This is a genomic window from Williamsia muralis (genome assembly GCF_002735905.1).
GTDB classification, from domain to species: Bacteria; Actinomycetota; Actinomycetes; order Mycobacteriales; family Mycobacteriaceae; genus Williamsia; species Williamsia muralis_A.
In genome coordinates, this window is record NZ_PEBD01000004.1 from 425,509 (window position 1) to 445,828 (window position 20,320).

Below are 20,320 nucleotides of genomic sequence, written 5' to 3' on the forward strand. Positions count from 1 at the left end.
ATCGCAATGCCGCAGGTCATGGCATGGAAATGGCACGGTGATCATTCGATGGGACGGCGGTTCGCCAGCACTGCGATCGAGGCACGCGCACGGTCGACTTCGGTGAAGTCGAGGTCGATGACGGCCAGTTCGGGGTCGTCGCCCAGTTCGGTGTGCACGTTCCCGAACGGGTTCACCACAAGGGAGTGTCCGATTCCGGTCGGCGCCGACGACCCTGCGACGTCGGGGTCACCGGGTACGGCCTGCCCCAGCGCGACCACAAAACAACCGCTGTCGAGCGCGCGGGCGGCGGCCAGGATGCGCCACTGTTCGAGCTTGCCGTCGCCCGCACCCCAGGACGCCGGCACCACGATCAGCTGGGCACCACGATCGGCCAGCGCGGTGAACAACGCGGGGAAGCGGATGTCGTAACAGGTCGCGACACCGACCGCTGTCTCGTCGATGTCGAAGGTGACCACATCGTCACCGGCCTGTACCGTCCGCGATTCGGAGAACCCGAACGCGTCGTAGAGGTGGATCTTCTCGTAGCCGATGAGGTCGCCGTCCGGGTCGGCGATCACCAGCGTGTTTCGCACCCGGCCCTCGTCACCGGGAGTGAACATGCCGGCCACCACGGTGATCCCGTGGTCCCGTGCGACAGTGCCGACCCCGCGCCCCCACGGGCCGTCCAGTGGTTCGGCCACCGGACCCAGCGGAACTCCGAAACGGCACATGGTGGCCTCGGGGAAGATCACCAGTTCGGCACCGGCGTCCGCGGCCGCGGCGCTCTGCTCGGCCACCAGAGCCAGATTCGCGGAGGGGTCGGTGCCGCTGGTGATCTGGGCCAGGGCGATACGCATGCGACCTACCCTACGACCGTCGACCGTGCCGAAACACCCACCGACCGTGCCGATAACTCCATTCACCGGGCCCAAGCCGCCGTCGAGCGTGCCCAAAGTCGCATCGAGCGTGCCCAAACTCCCGTCGATCGGGCCCTAAGAGCCGTTCACCGGGCGCAAACTCGCATCGACCGGGCCCCCGATCGCACCGAGTGGGCTGAAGCTGATCGCGAAAGCCAATCGGCGACTCGGCCGACCCGCCCGTGGACCCCGCTCAACGCTTGTTTGGCCCGGTCGAGGCGAGTTTCGGCACGCTCGACGGCTGTTTCGGCCCGGTCAGCGGCCGTTTCGGCCCGGTCGGCGGCCGTTTCGGCACGCTCGACGGCTGTTTCGGCCCGGTCAGCGGGGGTTAGGTGGCAGGGGCGACGACATCCCAGGGGACCGTGACGACGTTGTCGCGATGGCGACGGCGATCGGGCATAGGGTCGATCCCGTTGTCGGACAGCAACTCCAGGGTGCGACGCCAGCGCTGGCGAGGACCGAACGGGGCCATCGGAGCGGCGACATCCCAGCATCGGTCGAGAACGGTGAGCAGATGATGGATGCGCTCGCCGGGGACGTTGCGATGGATCAAAGCCTTGGGTAGGCGCTCGGCGAGATCGGACGGCCGGTCGCTGTGCGCCGGGTCCCAGGACAAGGTGAACGTCAACGGCCTCGCGTTGTCCAGCAGAATCCAGCAACACCGCCTGCCGAGTTCGTCGCACGTTCCCTCGACGATGTATCCGCCGGGTGCGAGCCCCCGCTGCATCCTCGACCACGCCGCAGCGACCTCTGACTCGTCGTATTGCCGCAACACGTTGAAGACCCGCACGAGATGGGGTCGCAGGCCGGCGAGTTCGAATCCGCCGACCGCGAATCGAACGCCGTCCTGCGCCGGGACCACTCGGCCGGGGTCGATCTCGAGACCGACGAGTTGGGTACCCGCGACGACGGTGCGCAGTCGGGCTGCGAGTTCGAGAGCGGTGTCGGGACGTGCGCCGTAGCCGAGGTCGACTGCCAGGGGACTGTCGGCCGATGCCAGGGCCTCGATGATCAGGTCGTGATGGACGATCCAGCGGTCCACCCGCCGCAACCGGTTGATCCCGGTGGTGCCCCTGGTGATGGCGCCGTCGGGTTTGGGCCTAGAGGTTGGCGTCGATCCATCCCGACGTGAATTCCGCTTCGCCGCGGAAGAGGTCCACCAAGTTCACCAGCATGAGCTGCTCGAGTTTGCCGTTGATGAACGGGATGTAGACCTTGACCTCGGTGGTCTTGCGGATGGTGCTGCCGGTCTCGGTCGGGAACAGTTCCTGCCAGCCCGTCAGGCTGCCGGGCCCGGCGGGGATGGAGGCGTCGTAGGTGCCCTTGGTGTTCTCCGGGTCGAACGGACCGAGGAACTCCTTGCGGGTGATGATCATGTCTTTTTTCATCACCGTCTGGGCGATCGCCGGGAGCTCGCTGCGGGGAAGGACCTGCTTGAGGACCAGATCCACGCCGTTGTCGTCCACCGTGAGCGACTCGATGTCGGATTGTGGCGTCAGCTTGCGGAACTCTTCCATCTGCGCGTCCCAGAACTCCCGGGAGGAGAGCGCCTCGTACACCGTTTTCGCAGGATGGTGGTACCGGGCGGAGTAGGAGAGACGTCGTGCCATGAGGGAGAGCGTAACGCCGGTCAGTGAGTGTTGATCCATTCGGTGGTGTATTCGTGCTCGGCCTCGATGAGCTGCACCACGTTCTCGGCGATGGCCTTCTCTACCTTTCCGCCGACAAACGGAATGGACACCTCGACCGAACCATCGAACGCGATCTCGCAACCGGTGGACGTCGGGATCAGCCTTTGCGACCCCTTGACCTTGGCCGGCGCGCCCGAGACGACTGCGGTGAAAGTCCCTTCGGCGGCCTCGCCTTTGGACCACACCACGGTGCGGGTGATCTCCAGATCGCCCGGCCGGATCTTGGTCACCATCGACGGGAGGTTCTTCTCGGGGACCCGCTGTCGAAGCACCACGGTGACCTTGTCGCCCTCGTCGGTGAACGAATCGAGGTCGGAGAGGTCGGCGGCGACATTGGCCACCAGGTCTTTCCAGTACTGCTCATCGGCCACTGCCGCAGCGAACTGAGCCGGGGGACAGGGGAAGTCGATGGAATGGTGCAACTTGGTCGCCATGAGTGCAGGCTACCGTTGCTGGGTGGCCACACAAACCGACAACCGTGTACCTCTGGCAAAGATGACCACATTGCGTGTGGGCGGTCCGGCCAGTGAGGTGATCACCTGCCCCGACGCCGGCTCGCTGATCGAGACCGTCCGCGACCTCGACGAGGCCGGCATCCCGGTGTTATTGGTGGGCGGCGGATCCAACCTGGTGGTCGGCGACGACGGGTTCGACGGCACGGTGGTGCGCATCGCCGGCACCGATCTGGACTGGGGCGATGATCAGGTGACCGCCGATGCCGGGGTGAACTGGGATGCGCTGGTGGCACAGAGCGTCGAGCGGGGATTCGGTGGGCTCGAGTGTTTGTCGGGGATCCCAGGGTCCGTCGGTGCGACCCCGGTGCAGAACGTCGGCGCCTACGGGGTCGAGGTGGGGGCGTTGATGCGTTCGGTGCAGCTACTCGACCGCCAAACGGGTGCGGTGAACTGGGTGGACCCCGGCGACCTCGAGCTGGCGTACCGCAGCAGCCGCCTCAAGCGCCGAAGCGACGAGGTGGTGATCCGAGTGTCATTCCGGCTGAACGCTGATGGACTCAGCCAGCCGATCAGGTACGGCGAACTGGCCCGGACGCTGGGCGTCGGGGAAGGCGAGCGGGCGTCTGCCGCCGAGGTGAGGGCGGCCGTCCTCGCGCTACGGGCGGGCAAGGGGATGGTTCTCGATCCGGACGACCACGACACCTGGAGCGTGGGGTCGTTCTTCACCAATCCCATCGTTCCGCAGGAGCACCTCCCGACGGTTCTGACGAGGATCGTCGACGAACTCGGCGACGACGCGAAGGTGCCTCAGTTCCCGGCTGAGGGTGGCGTCAAGATGTCGGCCGGATGGCTCATCGAACGGGCCGGTTTCGGACGGGGTTTTCCTGGGACGGACGCGCCGGCACGGCTGTCGACAAAGCACTCGCTGGCGGTGACAAACAGGGGAAACGCGCGGACGTCGGACATCATCGACCTCGCGCGGCAGGTGCGTGACGGAGTTCACGCCAGGTTCGGCCTCTGGCTCGAACCCGAGCCTGTCCTGGTTGGTTGCAGCCTCTGAATGACATCTGTCCTGGCCTGGGACGCTGACCAGGCCAGGTCGTGGTTTGGGATCGTTGCCTGCAGGTATTGTCTGTCGCATGACCGAACCCCGTGACCGCATGCTGCTCACCAGGCGCTCGGCTCTCACCGCACTCGCCGTCGGCGTCGCCGGCGTGACCGCCGCAGCCTGCTCGGCCGATGACAAATCTGGCAGCTCTGCCTCCGGCGAGAAGGGCCCCGCAGAGCCTGTCGCCGAGGTGTCGTACAGCCCCGCCCTCGACTCCACGGACGCCTCCCCGGTCGGCGAGATCTCGGTAACCGTGAAAGACGGCGTGCTGAACCCCGACGTCCAGCTCACCAACGCAAACGGGCGTGTGGTGGCGGGCACCATGTCCGAGGACCGCACGACGTTCTCCATCTCCGAGCCCCTCGGCTACGGCGGCCAGTACACGTGGGCGGGCTCGGCAACCGGCAACGACCGCCAGACGGTTCCCGTGGCCGGCACCTTCACCACCGTCACCCCGCAGAACCAGATCGGCGTGGTCATCAACATCGCCGACGGCCAGGAAGTGGGTGTCGCTGCGCCTCTCATCATCAAGTTCGATGAGGTCGTGACCGACAAGAAAGCGGTCGAGCAGGCGCTGAAAGTCACCACGACACCCGAGACCGAGGGCAGCTGGGGCTGGCTCGGCGAAGACGGTGGGTCGCGGGTGCATTGGCGCACCAAGGACTACTACCAGCCAGGCACCAAGGTCTCGATGGTTGGAAAGCTCTACGGCCTCGACCACGGTGACGGCTACTACGGCGAGGCCGACGTAACCAGTGACTTCGTGATCGGGCGCAATCAGGTGGTGCTCGCGGACGCCGACTCGCATCAGATCGTCGTCCAGAACGACGGCAACACCTTGATGACGCTGCCTTGCAGCTACGGCGAGGGCGACCTCGACCGCAACGTGACTCGATCGGGCATCCATGTGGTCAGCGAGAAGCACGAAGACTTCTACATGAGCAACCCGGCGGCGGGATATTTCAACGTCCGCGAACGGTTTGCCGTACGGATCTCGAACAACGGTGAGTTCATCCACGCCAACCCCGACACCGTCGGAGTGCAGGGTTCGTCCAACGTCACCAACGGGTGCATCAATCTGTCGCTGGCGAACGCCGAGCAGTACTTCAACACCGCGATGTACGGAGACCCGGTGGAGGTCACCAACACCCGAATCCCGTTGTCCGAGGCCGACGGTGACATCTACGACTGGATCTACGACTGGCAGACCTGGAAGTCGATGTCGGCGCTTGGCGGGGATCCCGAGGTCAAGAACGCCCCGGCCACACCCACCGACGCCCCCGACGTCTCCGGCATCCCGCCGACCCCGCAGAACACCGGCACACCCCCCGCCGGCTGATCGGAGAAAGACCTATCCGGTCTTGATGTTCCGGCGTGCGGATGCCTGATCCCGCGGTTTGAGCAGGATCGTGTCGAGATTGACGTGCGGGGGCCGGCTCGCCACGAAACCGACCACCTCGGCGACGTCGTGGGCGGTCAGCGGTGTCAGCCCCTCGTAGACGGAGTCGGCCTTGGCCTGGTCGCCGCCGAATCGGACCAGTGAGAACTCGGTCTCGACCATGCCGGGCTGGATCTCGGTCAGCCGAACCGGTTTACCCAGCAGCTCCGGGCGAAGCGTTCGATGCAGGAGGGCCTGGGCGTGCTTGGCCGAGGTGTATCCGGCGCCGTTGTCGTAGGCCTCGATCGCTGCGATGGACGTGATGGTCACGATGAGTCCGTCGCCCGATTCGATCAGCTTGGGCAGCAACGCCTTGGTGATCCGCAGGGTGCCCAGCACGTTGGTCTCCCACATCCACCGCCAGTCGTCGAGGTCCGCGTCGGCTACGGTGGCGAGCCCCTTGGCCCCACCGGCGTTGTTCACCAGAATCTCCACCGCGGGCACCTGGTCACAGAACTCCTGGACGGACGTGTCGTCGGTGACGTCGAGGGCGATGGCGGTTCCGCCGATCTCGGCGGCGAGGGCATCGATGCGGTCCACCCTGCGGGCGCCGACGACCACGTGATAGCCCTGAGCGGCAAGAACTCTGGCGGTTGCCTCCCCGATGCCTGAACTGGCACCGGTTACTACGGCGACCTTGCGTTCGCCAGGTTTGGACTCTGGGCTGCCTGCAATTGTCATGGCCGACAGTCTAAAGCTGTGGTGCCCGGTAGATTTCTCCAGCATGGGACCAGGACGCGGTAGTCGACTGTGAACACCCGATCCCGAACCACGCGGACCGTGTCGTTCGAGCGCGGCGACGGCGCGGCGGCGGTGGTCCTGCGTGCGGTGCGCACCCAGGGCCCGGTGACGCGTGACCGTCTGCCCTCGGCGACCGGGCTTTCGGCAGCCACCGTCAACCGGCAGCTGCAGGCGCTCGAGCGGCTCGGACTGGTACGCGAACGACCGGATCTGATCGCGGCCGGGGCCATCGGCCGACCGAAGATCCCGCTGACCATCGACCGAGATCGGTTCTGTGTGATCGCCATTCACATCGGTGCCCGGTCCACCCTCTTGGTGGTCGCCGACCTCGGTGGCCGACTGCTGCAGACCGCCGCGATGTCGACACCCAGCGGGCCCGTCGGGCCGGCCCTCGCGTTGATCGCCAGACGGGCTGCGCTGGAGGCGGCGTCGTTCACCCACCGGGTTCCGCTCTGGGCCGGTGCTGCCGTCGGCGGTGAGGTCTATGACGATGGCAGCGTCGACCATGCGCAGCTCGGATGGAGACGGGCCCCGGTGGGGCAGGTGCTCTCCGACGAGCTGGGTCTCCCGGTGTCGGTCAGCCCTCACGTGCAGGCCATGGCCGCGGCCGAGTTGCTCCTGGCCGGGTCAGGCGACAGTTCGGGCGTGGACCTGCTGTTCTACGTGCGTGAGACGGTGGGACTGGCCACCACGATCGACGGCCGGGTGCAGCGGCGGCCTGGCAACATCGCGCATCTCCCGGTCATGGCGCCGCTACTGTCGGGTTCTGCCGACGCGAAATTGCAGGATGTGGTGGGTCGCAAGGTCTTCGACCAGGCTGTCGCCGCAGGGGCGAACGTGAACGATGTCCTCGATGAGCGCGCACGGGTGTTGGGCGAAGCGGTCGCGCTGGTGCGAGACCTCATCAACCCCGACCGGGTGGTTCTCGCGGGCCAGGTGTTCGCCGAACACCCGCACGGGCTGGCGCCGGTGCAGGCCGCTTTCGACGCCGCGAGCACGTTGCCGCCGATGGAGTTGTCGCCGCCGCGGTTCGGTGCGCGTGTGCAGGAGGGTGCCGCGATGGTGGTGTCGCTCGGTGCGATCTACGCTGATCCCATCGGAGCCTTGCAGGACGCGAGGGTATGACGCGACTCCCGGAAGGACCCTCCACCGCACATGGCCGACCTTGATCCCCAAGCCCAGCGCGATGTATCGATGTACCTCGATGTCGCCGTGAACGCCGCCACCGAGATAGAGCTACAGGTCGCGGTCGCCCGGATGCCCGGGCTGGACTTCTCCGACGAGTTGTCGATCACACTGAACGGCAACACCATCGTCCCCGACGAGATCATCAGCGACAGCGGGAACCGGATTCACTGGATCCATGCCGAGCCGGGCAATCTCTACGTCCAGTACCGCGCCCGCGTCGATGGGCAGGCAGATCCCGCGGGGGTCGGCCGCTTCGACCCATCGCTGTACCTGCGGCCCAGTCGCTATGCGGAGGCGGACAAGTTCTTCGGCTTCGCGGCCGGGCAGTTCGACACCACCGCCTCTCCGTCTGATCAGCTGGTAGCGGTGACCGACTTCGTGCGACAACGCATTTCGTACATCTTCGGCGCCAGCGACCCGATCGACGGCGCTGCCGACACCCTGATGTCGGGGGCGGGTGTGTGTCGCGACTTCGCGCATCTCGTGGTCGCACTGTTGCGCGCCTTGGGGATTCCGGCCCGGTTGGTCGCGGTGTACGCACCGGGCCTGTCGCCGATGGACTTTCACGCGGTGGCCGAGGCGCTCATCGACGATCGTTGGGTGGTGGTGGACGCCACCGGACTGGCGCCCCGGCAATCACTGGTGCGCATCGCCACCGGTCGCGACGCCGCCGACACCGCATTCCTCGACAACCACGGGGGAGACGTCGTGCTGAACAGCTACCAGGTCAGCGCGGTCGTCTCGGGCGATCTTCCCCTCGACGACCATGCCGAGCAGGTTCAATTGCGCTGATCGCTGCCTATGCGTCGATCATCGGGAGCGCGGTCTGACGTACGACCGCCACGACGGTGAGGTGCATCGGGTGAGGTGGCCGACGGGCGGTGCCGCCGACCCCGGGTTTTCCGGTGCCGGCGCCGACGCCGGACAAGCCAGTGGGAATCGTCTGGTGTGCCGCGGTGCGTAGCTCATGCGACAACAGTGCGCGGCGGTGCTTGGTGATCACTTGGAACCGACTTGGCGCCGCCGACGCCCGACACCGGCGCTTGTCAGACCCCCAGCAACCTCGCGCAACGAAGTAACCCGATGTGGCTGTAGGCCTGCGGATGATTTCCGAGGGACCGTTCCGCGACCGGGTCGTACTCTTCGGACAGCAATCCCGTCGGACCGGCGGCCTTGACCATCTGATCGAACAGGGCCTCGGCATCGTTGCGACGGTCTATCAGCAGGTAGGACTCGATCAGCCAGGCGGCACACAGGTGGAAGCCGCCCTCGCCGCCGGGCAGGCCGTCGTCGTGGTGGTACCGGTACACCGTTGAGCCGCTGCGAAGTTCGGCCTCCGTCGCGTTCACCGTCGCGGTGAATCGCGGATCGGACGGATCGATCAGCCCCGACAGCCCGATGTGCAGTGTGGCGGCGTCGAGATCGATGCCGTCATAGGCTGCGGTGTACGAGCGCGCGGTGTCGTTCCAGCCTTCGCGCAATACCTGGCGCGCAATGGTGTCACGCAGGACGGACCATCCGAGTTGCACCTGACGGCCGAACTCGTCGCCGAGCTTGAGAGCCCGGTCCACGGTCATCCAGCACATCACCTTGGAATAGACGTGGTGTCGCGGATTGCCGCGGATCTCCCAGATGCCGTGGTCCGGTTCGGTCCACCGGCGTTCGACGGCATAGACCATGTCGCGCACCAGATCCCAGTCCTCGTCCCTGAGGGGTTTCGGATCACCGGCCGCCTGGCGTGCGTGCGACAGGGTCGAGATCAAATCGACGATCGGGCCGAACACATCGAGCTGCACCTGCTGGTTGGCGGCGTTGCCGACGCGGACGGGACGCGATCCCGCGTATCCGGGCAGGGAGTCGATCACGGCCTCGGGGGGAAGGCCGGTGCCGGCCAGTGTGTAGAGCGGGTGGAGCCACTCGGGGCCGGTGACCGTCCCGAGCACCTGGTGCAGCCAGCCGAGGTAGTCCTCGGCCTCGGTGTACGAACCGACCGAGACCAGCGCGGACGCGGTCAATGCGGCATCACGCAGCCAGCAGTAGCGGTAGTCCCAGTTGCGGACTCCGCCGATCTCCTCGGGCAATGACGTGGTGGCCGCCGCCATGATCGAGCCGGTGTCGGCGTGCACCAACCCACGCAGGGTGAGCGCCGAACGCTTCATCAGGTCGCGTTTGACGTTGGGCAGGTCCAGGGTTTTGGCCCAGTCGCTCCAGTAACTCTCGGCCGCGGCACGACGCTCGGCTTCGGGCAGCGGATGGGCATCGAGATCTTCCGTGCCGCAACGCAATTCGAGGACGATCTCGCCGCCGGATGGATCGATCACCGCGGTGGCCGTCTGATGATGCCGCTCGCTCTCGATCTCCCAGGTGACTCCCGGCGACCGGAGGACGAGTGGTTCGTTGGAGCCGAGCACCCGCAGCCCCTCGTCGGACGCCTCGATGCGCACGGCCGCCTGTCCGAACTCGGGCCGGGGCGCGAAACGAACATGGACGGGGACATCGCCGCGGATGACCCGGGTGAGGTCGGTGCGGCCGACCGGGACATCGTGGGGCAGATAGTCGGTGACCTCGAGCCCGGCCCATCGGGTGCGGACCGTCATGGTGCTGTCGATGTAGCGCTGGCTGAGCGGCAAGGGTGCTGCCTTGCCCGGCTCGATGGGCGGACCGACCGCGAACTCGCCGGCTTCGTCGGTGCCCAAAAGGCTGCCGAACAGTGCGGCGGAGTCGGGTTCGGGGTGGCACATCCAGCAGATTTTGGCGTCGGGCGTGACGAGGGCGACGGTGCGCGGCGACGCGAGCATGGTGAGGCGTTCGATGGGGACGGCGTTGCCGCCGCGGAGCCAGGTGCGTCGTTCCTCGACCAGGAAGGCCAACGCGGTGGCGACCTGCTCGGTGTCGTCCACGCGGTAGGCGGCCAGCGAGTCGCCCTCTCCGACCTTGACCCCCAGGTCGGGTCCGTGCAGTCGCAGGAACGCCTTCTCGTCGGTGACGTCGTCACCGAAGAAGATCGCAGCGCTGGCCCCGGCCTCGTGACGCAGGATGTCGAGCGCCTGGCCCTTGTCGGTGATGATCACAGCCAGTTCGATGACCGACTTGCCCTCGGTGACCTGGACCCCGTCCCAGGTGGCCGGCCCCGTGCGGGCGCGATGCAGGGCGGCGTCGGCGTCGGTTTTGGAGGCGTTGCGCACATGCAGAGCGGTACTGGCCGGCTTGGCCTCCACCGTGACGCCCTCGTAGTCGGCCGCGATCGCACGGAATTCAACGACGAGGGTGTCGAGCAGTTCGTGGGCGGCCGGGGTGATCTCGTGCACGAAGCCGATGTCGAACTCGCTGCCGTGACTACCGACCAGGTGCACCTCGGCGGGCAGCCGGGACAGGGTCGCCAGATCGCGGAGGGCGCGGCCGGAGATCACGGCTGCAGTGGTGCTGTCGAGTTCGGCGAGCGCACGCATGGCGCGCACCGAGTCGGTGTTGGGGCGGGCGTCCTCGGGTCTGGAGACGATCGGGGCCATGCAGCCGTCGTAGTCCGAGGCGACCAGCAGCCGGGGCATACGTGCGATGGTTTTGAGGGCGCGACGCAATTCCGGGTCGAGGTCTTGTGCACTCACTCAGCGAGTCTAAGACCGCCGACCCCTGTGGCGTCCAATCCGTCCTACCCTGGACCGATAATTGCTGCGTTCGTCACACTTCTTCGACCAGATCGATGCGGCGGTCGCCGCTCGACATGGTCTCGGGGTCGGCGCCGAGTGCGCCGAGGAAACTCTCGGCCCACCGCTGCACGTCATGCGCGAGCACCTGGCGGCGCAGCGCCCGCATCCGACGTCGACCCTCGTCCGGGTCTTGCTCGAGGGCGGCGACGATCGCGTTCTTGACACCTTCGGTGTCGTACGGGTTGGCCTGGAACGCCTGACGCAATTCGGCTGCCGCGCCGGTGAACTCACTGAGGACCAGAGCCCCACCGAGGTCGCTGCGGCAGGCGACGTACTCCTTGGCGACCAGGTTCATGCCGTCGCGCAGCGGCGTGATCAACATGACGTCGGCGGCCACGAAGAAGGCGATCAGGTCTTCGCGGGGGACCGGCTGGTGCAAGTACTGGATGACCGGGTGTCCGACACGTCCGTAGGTGCCGTTGATGTTGCCCACCAACTGCTCGATCTCGCCGCGCATCTTGATGTAGCTGTCGACCCGCTCGCGGCTGGGCGTCGCCAGCTGCAACATGGTGACCTCATTGGGGTCGACCCGGCCTTCTTCGAACAGTTCGGACAGCGCCTGCAGTCGGACGTCGATGCCTTTGGTGTAGTCGAGGCGGTCGACACCGAGCAGCACCTTCTTCGGGCTGCCCAGCTCCTCACGGATCTCGACGGCGCGTTTGCGGATCTCTTTGGTCTTGGCCTGGCTGTCGAGTTCGCCGGAGTCGATCGAGATGGGGAATGCACCCACCCGGACCGTACGGAAGCCGACCTGGACCACACCGAACTTGGATCGGACGCCGACCTGTCCTTTGGATGTCGCCTGTCCGGCCAGCCGCCGGGCGAGGTACAAGAAGTTCTGCGCGCCGCCGGGAAGGTGGAAGCCGATCAGGTCGGCGCCGAGCAGACCCTCGATGATCTCGGTGCGCCACGGCATCTGCATGAACAGTTCCACCGGCGGGAACGGGATGTGCAGGAAGAATCCGATCCGGAGATCGGGACGCAGCATGCGCAGCATTTTCGGCACCAGTTGCAACTGGTAGTCCTGGATCCAGACCAACGCACCCTCGGCGGCGGCCTCGGACGCTGCCTCGGCGAACCTGCGGTTGATGGCGACGTAGCTGTTCCACCACGTGCGGTTGTACTCGGGTTTGACGATGACGTCGTGGTACAGCGGCCAGAGGGTGGCGTTGGAGAAACCCTCGTAGTAGTCGGCGATCTCCTGCGCGCTCAGTGATACGGCGTAGAGCTGGAGCCCTTCGACCTCGGGGTGTTCCGCGGCGTCGGCCACACCCGACCACCCGACCCACGCGCCTGTCTGCGACCGCAGGATCGGCTCCAGGGCGGTGACCAGTCCACCCGGACTGCGCTTCCAGCGCACGGTGCCATCCGCGAGCGTCTCTTTGTCTACCGGCAGGCGATTCGCGACTACGACGAAATCGGCACGGGTATCGGACTCATTCGATCGCTGCGGAGTCACGAATCAGGCTTCGCCCGGCGCGATTCCGAGCATTGCCAGCAACATCCGGCATTCGTCGGCGTCGGTGGCGTATGCCGCGACGACTCGCCGCGCGGAGTTGGCGGTCTCGTCGGCGACGGGCTCCAGATCCTCGTCTGCGAGGTCAGTCTTATCGCTGGTCTTGGCAGGCATGGCGACCATAATACCTGTTCAGTTTTGATGTTCGGTCACGCCGGGGCGCGCCTGGATCTGGTGCATCGGCTCGGTGGCGGCGTCGGGATCGGCGTCTGGTTCTTCGGTCAGACGACCGGGCCGAATGGCCGAGCGGGCGGTCAACAGAACCCGTGTCGGTTTGGTCGGGATACGAGGCCGTCGCAGGGTGCGTGCGATGAACTCGCCGAGGGTCACACCGGCCGCCAGGCTCACGCCCGTACCCACCGCGGCTGCCAAGGCCGTGAAGCCGTCGACGGTCTGGTCGCCCAGGATTCCGTAGAGGCCGCGGTAGATCGCCAGACCTGGGAGCAGCGGTGTGATGCCTGCGACCGCGACCACAAGCGGCGGGGTCACCGCTCGGCGGGCCAGCAGACCACCGACCAGCCCGACCAGGGCTGCGGCGAATCCGGCGGAGATCACCGAACCGATGCTGAAGTGTTCGGCTGCCGCGACCACCGCGGCACCGAGGGCACCACCGAAGAAGGCGGTGGAGAGTGCGCGGCGCTCGGCGTAACTGGCGAGCGCGAATGCGGCCGCGGCCAGACCGCCTGCGACGACGCGCGTCGGTGTGGTGGCCAGGTCGAACGACGTGGAGGTGGTGATGGTCGGCAGATAGATGCCCGTGCCTTCGAGGGCGCGGATCGCGATACCGACACCGCTGATGATGCCGCCGGTCATGATCATCAGTTCGAAGAACCGGGCGGCGCCGGTGATGGGCGCGCCGGTGATGGCGTCCTGCACCGAACCGACGAGGGACAGACCGGACAGCAGCACGATGACGCCGGCCGCGATGACCTGCGAGGGAGCGATGTCGACGCCAAGGGTGTCCTGGTACTGGAACACGAGCGCGGCGGGGATCACCGCGATGAAGCCGCCGGTGACCTGCTGGAAGAACAGCGGTGTGCCGATCTTGTTGAGCAGTCGATTGGTCCGGTCGATCACAGCGGTGGTGATGAAGGCGACCAAGGCGACGAGCCAGCCACCTCCCAGCAGCACCGACAGCGACGCTGCCATCGATGACCACGCCAGAGTTGCTATCCAGCGACGGTACGGGTGCGGCGCGGCGATGATCGAGTCGATGACCTCGTGCGCTTCGCCGGGGTCGATCGCGCGACTGCGGATCTTGCGGACCAGGCGGTCGACCGCCGCCAGCCGGGTGAAGTCGAGTGACCGGTAGTGCACCGTTCTCATCGCGGTCACGGGCGGCATCGATGCGCCGCGCCGGGCACTGACCCAGATGGTGTTGTACGTGACGTCCACTTCGCAGTTCTCGACTCCGTACATGCTCGCGACGAACCGCACCTGTGTCTGGGTGTCGATCGCACCGGTTCCGGAGTCGAGCAGCACCGCACCGACCTTGATCGCCAGATCGAGGACTTCGGTGACGGCGCCGTCGTCGGTGAGGTCGATCGGCCGACGTGGGGACACCGCCGGTTCGAACGGTTCGATGGTGTCGATCGTCGCTCGGTGGTTCCCGACGAGGCGGCCCGCAAGAGTCGCGATATACTCGCGCACGCAGTTTGCCTCCTTAGCTCAGTGGTAGAGCACTCGCCTTGTAAGCGAGCGGTCGTCAGTTCAATCCTGACAGGGGGCTCCGACGATCCGGGTGCCCCGACGGGGGCGGATCAACCTCCCGGAGACAGGGTAGGGCGACCACCTGAGGACCACCAAAGTCGCGGGATCTCCTGGTCCGACGATGTGGACGAGAGTGGTCCGGGTCACCCGAAATATGTTCCGCCAGAGAACGTTTCTCATGGAACGTGCGTTTCGGCTGCTCGGCTGGGCCTACGCCGGATGTCGAGGCGTCGCGGTGCTTGCCTCAGCTCCGGCGAACCGCTGCGACCACCACATCGTGGAGCTGAACATCTCGCCCGTCGGGTCCGGTCACCGATCGGTGTGTCTCGCGGGCCGTCGAGATCTCCCACTCGGTCGGGTCGAGCTGTGCGGTGATGTCGGCTGCGCACACCGACGCCGACTCCGGCGGTTGATTCTCTCCGTCGTGATGGCCGTGGTCGGCACCCCCCGAGGCGGTTGTGCCGTTGTGGTCGTGGTGGAGGTGACCGACGATGAACAGCGTGCCGGCGGGAGCCACCCAATCGGCGATGCGGCGATAGAAGTCCAGCTGCGGTATCGCGGGGTGTGCGTAGTGCGTGGTGACCAGGTCGTAGCGGGCTTCGGGTTCCCAGGTGGACAGGTCGGCCTCGACCCATCGCATCTGATCGGCAACCCCCGCCTGCGCCGCCTTGTCGGCGGCTCGAGCCAGGGCCTCGGCGGCGATGTCCGCACCTGTCACCTGCCAGCCTTGCGTTGCCAGCCACACTGCCTCGGTCCCGCCGCCGCATCCCGCGTCGAGAGCGGTCCCGGCCGCCAGGCCCGCCACCTCGTGTAACAGGTGTGGGTTGGGCGCGCCGGCCGCCATCGCCGTGGCGCGGTCGCCTTGCCAGATCTCATCCCAGTACTTCTTGTCGAACGAGTGCGTCATTGTGCTCTTTTCTCGGGTTGCCGGTGCCGGCTGCGCAGTGGCACCGGGGATCGCTTGATGGTGCGTTGGCGTCGGTCGCGATGGCAAGGTTCATTGCCGAATGGCAAAGTGCAGGAGATGAACGCTTCGATCGACCGCACTCTCGATGCCGTGGGGCCGCGGCTCAAACAGCTTCGGCAGCACCGCGACCTCACCCTGATCGATCTGGCCGGAGAGACGGGCATCTCGGCGAGCACTCTGTCCAGACTCGAGGCCGGCCTGCGGCGACCGACACTGGAACAGCTGTTGCCGCTGGCTCGGGCGTACGGGGTCACGTTGGATGAGCTCGTCGACGCGCCACCGACCGGAGACCCGCGAGTCAACATGCGTCCGATCCCCATTGGCGACGGTTCCACCGTGGTTCCGCTGACCCGTCGGCCAGGGGGCATCCAGGCGTACAAGTTCGTCTTGCCTGCCGGACGCGACGAGGTCGAACCGGAGCTGCGGAGCCATGAGGGTTACGACTGGGCCTTTGTTCTCAACGGACGACTCCGGCTGGTGCTCGGCGAGCACGACCTCATCCTCGAGCCCGGAGAGGCTGCCGAGTTCGACACCCGCACCCCGCATTGGTTCGGTGCGACGAGCTCCGGCCCGGTGGAGTTCCTCAGCCTGGTCGGCAAACAGGGGGAACGCGCGCACGTGCGTGCTGCACCCAGACGCCAGGTAACCGACCGGGCGTGAACAGCCCCTGTGTGCGCTGTGATCCCGTCGCCGACCCAGCTGGTGCCCCGCGTCAACCGTCTTTCACTCCCGCGCGCAGAGGTTGACTAGGGTCGCCCTGTGACAGGAAACCGAAGGCGCATATGACCGCAATGGATGGCGACGCCGCGCTGGGTTCGAACATTCGCCGGCGTCTGGGTGGGCGTCATCCGATCGTGGCGGTGGCTTCGATCGGTCCCCGCGGGCTGTCACTGGCGACCACCGGGGCCACCACCACAGCCGACCTGGAGATAGGCTCGATCTCCAAAGCGCTCACCGGACTGCTGTACGCAGATGCATGCTCGCGCGGAGAAGTGACACCCGAGACAACGTTGGGAACGCTGCTTCCGTTGCCGGACAAGGAGATCGGTGCGATCACACTCGGATCGCTGAGTACACACCGATCTGGACTGCCGCGGCTGCCCGCGGGCATGAACCCGCTCCGTCGCACCGTGCAGATGTGGACGCACGGTGCCTCGCCGTACGGTGAGACCCTCGAGGAACTCCTCGCGCAGGTACGCAACACCAAGCTGAGGTCGCCCAAGACGAGGTACTCCAATCTCGGTTTTCAGCTACTCGGGCATGCGCTGGCCCAGGCCGCCGGCCAGAGTTTCCGGACGTTGTTGAGCGATCGCCTGGCGCGACCGCTCGGACTCGAGAACACCTATGCCCCATACACACCGGCAGAATTGACCCCGGACACCGTGGTCGGCCGAAGCCGGTTCGGCCGGATTCAGCAGCCCTGGACGGGGGAGGCCATCGCACCCGCGGGCGGCGTCCGTGCGTCCATCGCGGACATGGGTCGCCTCGTCTGCGCTCTGCTCGACGAATCTTCCCCGGGCATGGCAGCTCTCGACCCGGTTGCCAAGCTGATGGGTCCTGCGCGCATCGGTGCCGGCTGGATGACCCTTGACGTGAAGGGCCGAAAGATCAGCTGGCACAACGGAGCAACGGGGGGATTCGCAAGCTGGATCGGGGTGGACCGTGCCGCCGGGACAGGCCTGGTGATCTTGTCCGCAACTGCGGTGTCGGTGGACAAGCACGGGTTCGCCTTGCTCCGGGAACTCACCGAACCTTCTTGACGTCGGTCGGACCAGATCCGCCAGTTCTTGATAGGCGGTGGAGGTCCCTCGGGTAGCCGGCTGCCAGAACGTCTTCCGCCGCCCTCTCGACCGTCGGCCGCCCTTCGAGCGCTGCGCGTCGAGCATTCCTTCGGAGGCTCTTGGAGAGTTGCGTGCGGCTCAGGACCGGTCGGTGAGAAGTGTGAGCGCGTGGTCGGGCAGCCCTGGTATGCGCCCGCATACATCGAGAAGGGCATGCGCGCAGTGATCGGCCACCTCATCACGCCCGAGGTTTGGATCGATCAACCACTGACGGATCATCTCGTTGGTGAATGCCAGCCAAGCATGGGTGACGGACGGCAACAGTTGGACGGCCTTGTCCGAGCGATCGATGTCGAGCATTGCGCATACGCGACCGACCACCAGTTCACTCAGGCGCTCGTTGTCATGACGGTCGCGGCGGATCAGCTGTGGATCGGTGCTGCCGACGCCCAACACGATCGCTTCGGCCGCGTGGGGGTGTTTTTCGTACTGTTCGAGATACCCGAGGACGCCGGTGCGTAACTGAGCGAACGCGCCGGCATCGGGATCGATGGACTCCGCAGTTCGTGCGAGCATCTCGTCCGACAGCGAAGTGACCACGGCGACAAACAAAGCCCGCTTGTCGGGGAAGTATCTATACATCAGCGCTCTGGAAACGCCCGCGGCTTCCGCGACGGCCTCCATGCGCACCGAGTTGTATGCGTTGGCACCGAACAGGCGGGCGCCGACGCGGACGATCTCGTCTCGGCGGACCTCTGGCGTCAGCCGACGTCTCGGCGCGTCTCCGGCTTTAGTTGACACGTGTTGAATAGTAGCTCAGTCTGTTAGTAGACATTCATCTACTAGGGGGCGTTTGTGAACTTGCCGCATCCGCCGAGGCGGGTACCTGTCTTCGGGGACATCATCGGGATGAGCGCGCGGGCACCGATGCAGGCGCTGGTCGACATTGCGCCGAAAGTCGGGCCGTTGTTCGAGACCACCACATTGGGCGCACGGTATGTGCTGGCCGTCGGCGCCGAGGTGGTTGCCGAGATCAACGACGAGAAGCGATTCGCCAAACACCTCGGGCCTGAACTCGAGGGGCTCGTACCCGCTGCCGGTAACGGGCTCTTCACCGCCACCAATGAAGACCCCGAGTGGGCAGCGGCGCATCAGCTCTTGATTCCTGCGTTCAGTCAGAACTCGATGCGCAACTATCACCCGGTGATGGTCGATGTGGTTGCCGAACTGGTCGCGAAATGGGACCGCAGGATCGGCAAGCCTGTCGACGTCTCCGCGGACATGACCAGGGTCGCGCTCGAGACCATCAGCCGGTCGGCGGCCGGTCACAGTTTCGACAGTCTTCAGTCGACCGGGACACACCCCTTCGTGCGGCACATGGTGGGAGCCCTGCAGGGCAGCTCGATTGAGGCGTTCCTGCGACGCTCCTGGTTGCCGAAATGGACCGCGACCCTGGCTGAAAGGCGAGTAAGGCGGCACGGCGACCACATGAAAGACATCGTCGACACCATCGTGGCCGAACGGCGGCGATCGTCCGCCGAGACCAGCGATCTGCTGGCCCTGATGCTGGCGCCGGGTCCGGATGGCAATCCGGTGCTGAACGAGGAGAATATCCGCCACCAGCTGATCACGTTTCTCATCGCTGGCCACGAAACCACCGCGGGCGCAATGTCTTTTGCTCTGCATCATCTCTCAGGGCGGCCCGATGTGGTGGCTTCGATCCGTGAGGAGGTTGATCGGGTGTGGGGTGATGCCGACCGTCCGACATTCGAGCAGATCACCAAACTGCGATACGTCCGACGGGTACTCGATGAAACTCTTCGTCTGCATCCGACCGTTCCCGGGTATTTTCGTCAGGCCCGTCAGGCCACGACATTGTGCACGGGGTACCAGGTGGCGGCCGGCGACTGGTTCCTCGTCCTGGTAGGAGGCCTGCATCGAGACCCGGCCTGGGGGCCAAATCCTGACCTCTTCGACCCGGACAGATTTCTGCCCGACCGCGTCCGTGCCCGCCCCGCCCATCTCTACAAGCCGTTCGGAACCGGTCTGCGCGCGTGTATCGGCCGCCAATTCGCAATCCACGAAGCCGTTTTGACGCTGGCCAGTCTTACGCGGCAATACGATCTGGCCGCCGAGCCCGGCTATCGACTGCAGACCTCCGAACGGCTGACGTCGATTCCACGGGGGTTGCGCCTGACCCCGACCCCTGCTGTACGCGTTCCACAGCTGTCACAGTGGTGACGTGGATCTTGTCAGGCATCTCAGGTTCTTTGTCGCCGTCGCCGAGGAGGGTCATTTCGGGCACGCTGCCGCGCGCCTGCAGATGACCCAGCCTCCTGTGTCGCAGGGCCTGCGTCGCCTGGAGAAGGAACTCGGGGTGGAACTGATCCGCCGGAGCACCCAGGGCGCCGAGCTGACCAGCGCGGGCCGGGATCTGCTGCCGCGGGCACGTGTCCTGGTTGATGACGCCGAACGGTTTGTCGGCGAGGCCCGTCGACTTCGGGGGCACCACGATGTCCTGAGATGTGGGTTGCCGAGCGACCTCGACCCTGCGATCGCGGCCGCATGCGCTGTCTCCCTCAGCCGCCTGCGCCCCGACCATCACTTCCGGATGACCACCGCGTCCATCATCGACCTCGTCAAGGATGTCCGCGCCGGTCTCCTCGATTGCGCAGTGGTGGAACACCCGTCCGTGGTCGAAGGTCTTGATGCGGGACCGGCCGCCCGGATACCCCGCTCCTTTCTGGTGCCTGCGGATCACCCGGTGGCCAAGGCAAAGAAACCGACTGTGCGAATGCTCGACGGGCTGGCCTGTGCCCACGCGCCGCGGGCCACCAACCCACCGGCCTTCGACCTGCTGATCGACACGCTGCACGTGCGCGGTCTCGATCCGGTTGTGCTGCCCACGCATTCGGCAGGTGAACTGGTGGCAGCTGTCGCCTGTGGGGAGGCCTTCGCTCTGGCAACGGGTACCTCACAGGTCCGCGGCGTCAAGCGCGTGGCGATGATTCCGGACGACGTGGCGTTGCGCCTGCGTACAGTTCGCCACCCGGGCACTGCCCAGCCCGCGGTCGACGCAATCGAATCAGCTCTCTGGAAGCTCGCGCGGTGAGCGGGCC

20 protein-coding genes and 1 tRNA gene are annotated in these 20,320 nt (G+C 66.2%); 9 read left to right on the forward strand and 12 right to left on the reverse strand.

What is annotated here, in order from left to right:
• Positions 1-41: 41 nt before the first annotated feature.
• The 4 genes from CSW57_RS02675 to CSW57_RS02690 form a co-directional block, all read right to left on the reverse strand.
• Positions 42-839 carry a carbon-nitrogen hydrolase family protein gene (locus CSW57_RS02675; RefSeq protein WP_099381329.1) on the reverse strand — a complete coding sequence of 266 codons (798 nt, stop codon included), beginning with the start codon at positions 837-839 and terminating at the stop codon, positions 42-44.
• A gap of 388 nt (positions 840-1,227) precedes the next feature.
• Entirely contained in the window at positions 1,228-1,950 is a 723-nt protein-coding gene (locus tag CSW57_RS02680) for a class I SAM-dependent methyltransferase (RefSeq protein ID WP_223248997.1), read from the reverse strand.
• 49 nt (positions 1,951-1,999) lie between these two features.
• Positions 2,000-2,509: a DUF2505 domain-containing protein gene (locus CSW57_RS02685; RefSeq protein ID WP_023957471.1), complete on the reverse strand. Its 510-nt coding sequence runs from the start codon at positions 2,507-2,509 to the stop codon at positions 2,000-2,002.
• 20 nt (positions 2,510-2,529) lie between these two features.
• On the reverse strand, positions 2,530-3,024 hold the full coding sequence (locus CSW57_RS02690) for a DUF2505 domain-containing protein (protein ID WP_099381331.1): 495 nt from the start codon (positions 3,022-3,024) through the stop codon (positions 2,530-2,532).
• On the opposite strand from CSW57_RS02690, the gene CSW57_RS02695 reads away from it, so the two are divergent.
• On the forward strand, positions 3,023-4,105 hold the full coding sequence (locus CSW57_RS02695; RefSeq protein WP_099381332.1) for a UDP-N-acetylmuramate dehydrogenase: 1,083 nt from the start codon (positions 3,023-3,025) through the stop codon (positions 4,103-4,105). The two genes, CSW57_RS02690 and CSW57_RS02695, sit on opposite strands and share 2 nt — an antisense overlap.
• 79 nt (positions 4,106-4,184) lie before the next feature.
• Positions 4,185-5,492 carry a L,D-transpeptidase gene (locus CSW57_RS02700; protein ID WP_099381333.1) on the forward strand — a complete coding sequence of 436 codons (1,308 nt, stop codon included), beginning with the start codon at positions 4,185-4,187 and terminating at the stop codon, positions 5,490-5,492.
• Positions 5,493-5,504: 12 nt separating this feature from the next.
• On the opposite strand, the gene CSW57_RS02705 is transcribed toward CSW57_RS02700, so the two are convergent.
• Positions 5,505-6,272, reverse strand: coding sequence for an SDR family NAD(P)-dependent oxidoreductase (locus CSW57_RS02705; protein ID WP_099381334.1), 768 nt, complete (start codon positions 6,270-6,272; stop codon positions 5,505-5,507).
• A 99-nt stretch (positions 6,273-6,371) separates the two neighbouring features.
• Between CSW57_RS02705 and CSW57_RS02710 the strand changes: the two genes are divergently transcribed.
• Together CSW57_RS02710 and CSW57_RS02715 are read left to right on the forward strand one after the other, a co-directional pair.
• Complete coding sequence (locus CSW57_RS02710) at positions 6,372-7,457, forward strand: ROK family transcriptional regulator (RefSeq protein ID WP_099381996.1); 1,086 nt, start codon at positions 6,372-6,374, stop codon at positions 7,455-7,457.
• 30 nt (positions 7,458-7,487) lie between these two features.
• Positions 7,488-8,312, forward strand: coding sequence for a transglutaminase-like domain-containing protein (locus tag CSW57_RS02715; protein ID WP_099381335.1), 825 nt, complete (start codon positions 7,488-7,490; stop codon positions 8,310-8,312).
• Positions 8,313-8,319: 7 nt separating this feature from the next.
• On the opposite strand, the gene CSW57_RS02720 is transcribed toward CSW57_RS02715, so the two are convergent.
• The 5 genes from CSW57_RS02720 to CSW57_RS02735 form a co-directional block, all read right to left on the reverse strand.
• Positions 8,320-8,523 carry a hypothetical protein gene (locus tag CSW57_RS02720; RefSeq protein WP_099381336.1) on the reverse strand — a complete coding sequence of 68 codons (204 nt, stop codon included), beginning with the start codon at positions 8,521-8,523 and terminating at the stop codon, positions 8,320-8,322.
• Between the two features lie 43 nt (positions 8,524-8,566).
• A complete protein-coding gene (otsB, locus tag CSW57_RS02725; RefSeq protein ID WP_099381337.1) occupies positions 8,567-11,125 on the reverse strand; it encodes a trehalose-phosphatase in 2,559 nt (852 codons plus the stop codon).
• A 73-nt stretch (positions 11,126-11,198) separates the two neighbouring features.
• Positions 11,199-12,686, reverse strand: coding sequence for an alpha,alpha-trehalose-phosphate synthase (UDP-forming) (locus tag CSW57_RS02730; RefSeq protein ID WP_099381338.1), 1,488 nt, complete (start codon positions 12,684-12,686; stop codon positions 11,199-11,201).
• A 3-nt stretch (positions 12,687-12,689) separates the two neighbouring features.
• Positions 12,690-12,857, reverse strand: coding sequence for a hypothetical protein (locus CSW57_RS24385; RefSeq protein ID WP_189339114.1), 168 nt, complete (start codon positions 12,855-12,857; stop codon positions 12,690-12,692).
• A gap of 18 nt (positions 12,858-12,875) precedes the next feature.
• On the reverse strand, positions 12,876-14,393 hold the full coding sequence (locus CSW57_RS02735) for a threonine/serine ThrE exporter family protein (RefSeq protein WP_099381339.1): 1,518 nt from the start codon (positions 14,391-14,393) through the stop codon (positions 12,876-12,878).
• A 7-nt stretch (positions 14,394-14,400) separates the two neighbouring features.
• On the opposite strand from CSW57_RS02735, the gene CSW57_RS02740 reads away from it, so the two are divergent.
• A tRNA-Thr gene (locus CSW57_RS02740) sits at positions 14,401-14,472 on the forward strand.
• A gap of 225 nt (positions 14,473-14,697) precedes the next feature.
• Here CSW57_RS02740 and CSW57_RS02745 read toward each other — a convergent pair.
• On the reverse strand, positions 14,698-15,360 hold the full coding sequence (locus tag CSW57_RS02745) for a class I SAM-dependent methyltransferase (protein WP_099381340.1): 663 nt from the start codon (positions 15,358-15,360) through the stop codon (positions 14,698-14,700).
• Between the two features lie 117 nt (positions 15,361-15,477).
• Between CSW57_RS02745 and CSW57_RS02750 the strand changes: the two genes are divergently transcribed.
• Both CSW57_RS02750 and CSW57_RS02755 read left to right on the forward strand, forming a co-directional pair.
• A complete protein-coding gene (locus tag CSW57_RS02750) occupies positions 15,478-16,080 on the forward strand; it encodes a helix-turn-helix domain-containing protein (protein ID WP_099381341.1) in 603 nt (200 codons plus the stop codon).
• Between the two features lie 122 nt (positions 16,081-16,202).
• On the forward strand, positions 16,203-17,180 hold the full coding sequence (locus CSW57_RS02755) for a serine hydrolase domain-containing protein (protein ID WP_223248998.1): 978 nt from the start codon (positions 16,203-16,205) through the stop codon (positions 17,178-17,180).
• 159 nt (positions 17,181-17,339) lie between these two features.
• Here the strand turns inward: CSW57_RS02755 and CSW57_RS02760 are convergent, their stop codons facing one another.
• Complete coding sequence (locus tag CSW57_RS02760; RefSeq protein ID WP_189339115.1) at positions 17,340-18,002, reverse strand: TetR/AcrR family transcriptional regulator; 663 nt, start codon at positions 18,000-18,002, stop codon at positions 17,340-17,342.
• Positions 18,003-18,056: 54 nt separating this feature from the next.
• On the opposite strand from CSW57_RS02760, the gene CSW57_RS02765 reads away from it, so the two are divergent.
• Together CSW57_RS02765 and CSW57_RS02770 are read left to right on the forward strand one after the other, a co-directional pair.
• Positions 18,057-19,442, forward strand: coding sequence for a cytochrome P450 (locus tag CSW57_RS02765; RefSeq protein WP_223248999.1), 1,386 nt, complete (start codon positions 18,057-18,059; stop codon positions 19,440-19,442).
• A gap of 1 nt (position 19,443) precedes the next feature.
• Positions 19,444-20,313, forward strand: coding sequence for a LysR family transcriptional regulator (locus CSW57_RS02770; protein WP_099381345.1), 870 nt, complete (start codon positions 19,444-19,446; stop codon positions 20,311-20,313).
• Positions 20,314-20,320: the final 7 nt, after the last annotated feature.

Coding starts and splice junctions, on each gene's coding strand:
- CSW57_RS02750 (WP_099381341.1), top strand. CDS start 15,478: ATGAACGCTTCGATCGACCGCACTCTCGATGCCGTGGGGCCGCGGCTC.
- CSW57_RS02690 (WP_099381331.1), bottom strand. CDS start 3,024: ATGGCGACCAAGTTGCACCATTCCATCGACTTCCCCTGTCCCCCGGCT.
- CSW57_RS02715 (WP_099381335.1), top strand. CDS start 7,488: ATGGCCGACCTTGATCCCCAAGCCCAGCGCGATGTATCGATGTACCTC.
- CSW57_RS24385 (WP_189339114.1), bottom strand. CDS start 12,857: ATGCCTGCCAAGACCAGCGATAAGACTGACCTCGCAGACGAGGATCTG.
- CSW57_RS02705 (WP_099381334.1), bottom strand. CDS start 6,272: ATGACAATTGCAGGCAGCCCAGAGTCCAAACCTGGCGAACGCAAGGTC.
- CSW57_RS02700 (WP_099381333.1), top strand. CDS start 4,185: ATGACCGAACCCCGTGACCGCATGCTGCTCACCAGGCGCTCGGCTCTC.
- CSW57_RS02685 (WP_023957471.1), bottom strand. CDS start 2,509: ATGGCACGACGTCTCTCCTACTCCGCCCGGTACCACCATCCTGCGAAA.
- CSW57_RS02695 (WP_099381332.1), top strand. CDS start 3,023: ATGAGTGCAGGCTACCGTTGCTGGGTGGCCACACAAACCGACAACCGT.
- CSW57_RS02675 (WP_099381329.1), bottom strand. CDS start 839: ATGCGTATCGCCCTGGCCCAGATCACCAGCGGCACCGACCCCTCCGCG.
- CSW57_RS02755 (WP_223248998.1), top strand. CDS start 16,203: ATGACCGCAATGGATGGCGACGCCGCGCTGGGTTCGAACATTCGCCGG.
- CSW57_RS02745 (WP_099381340.1), bottom strand. CDS start 15,360: ATGACGCACTCGTTCGACAAGAAGTACTGGGATGAGATCTGGCAAGGC.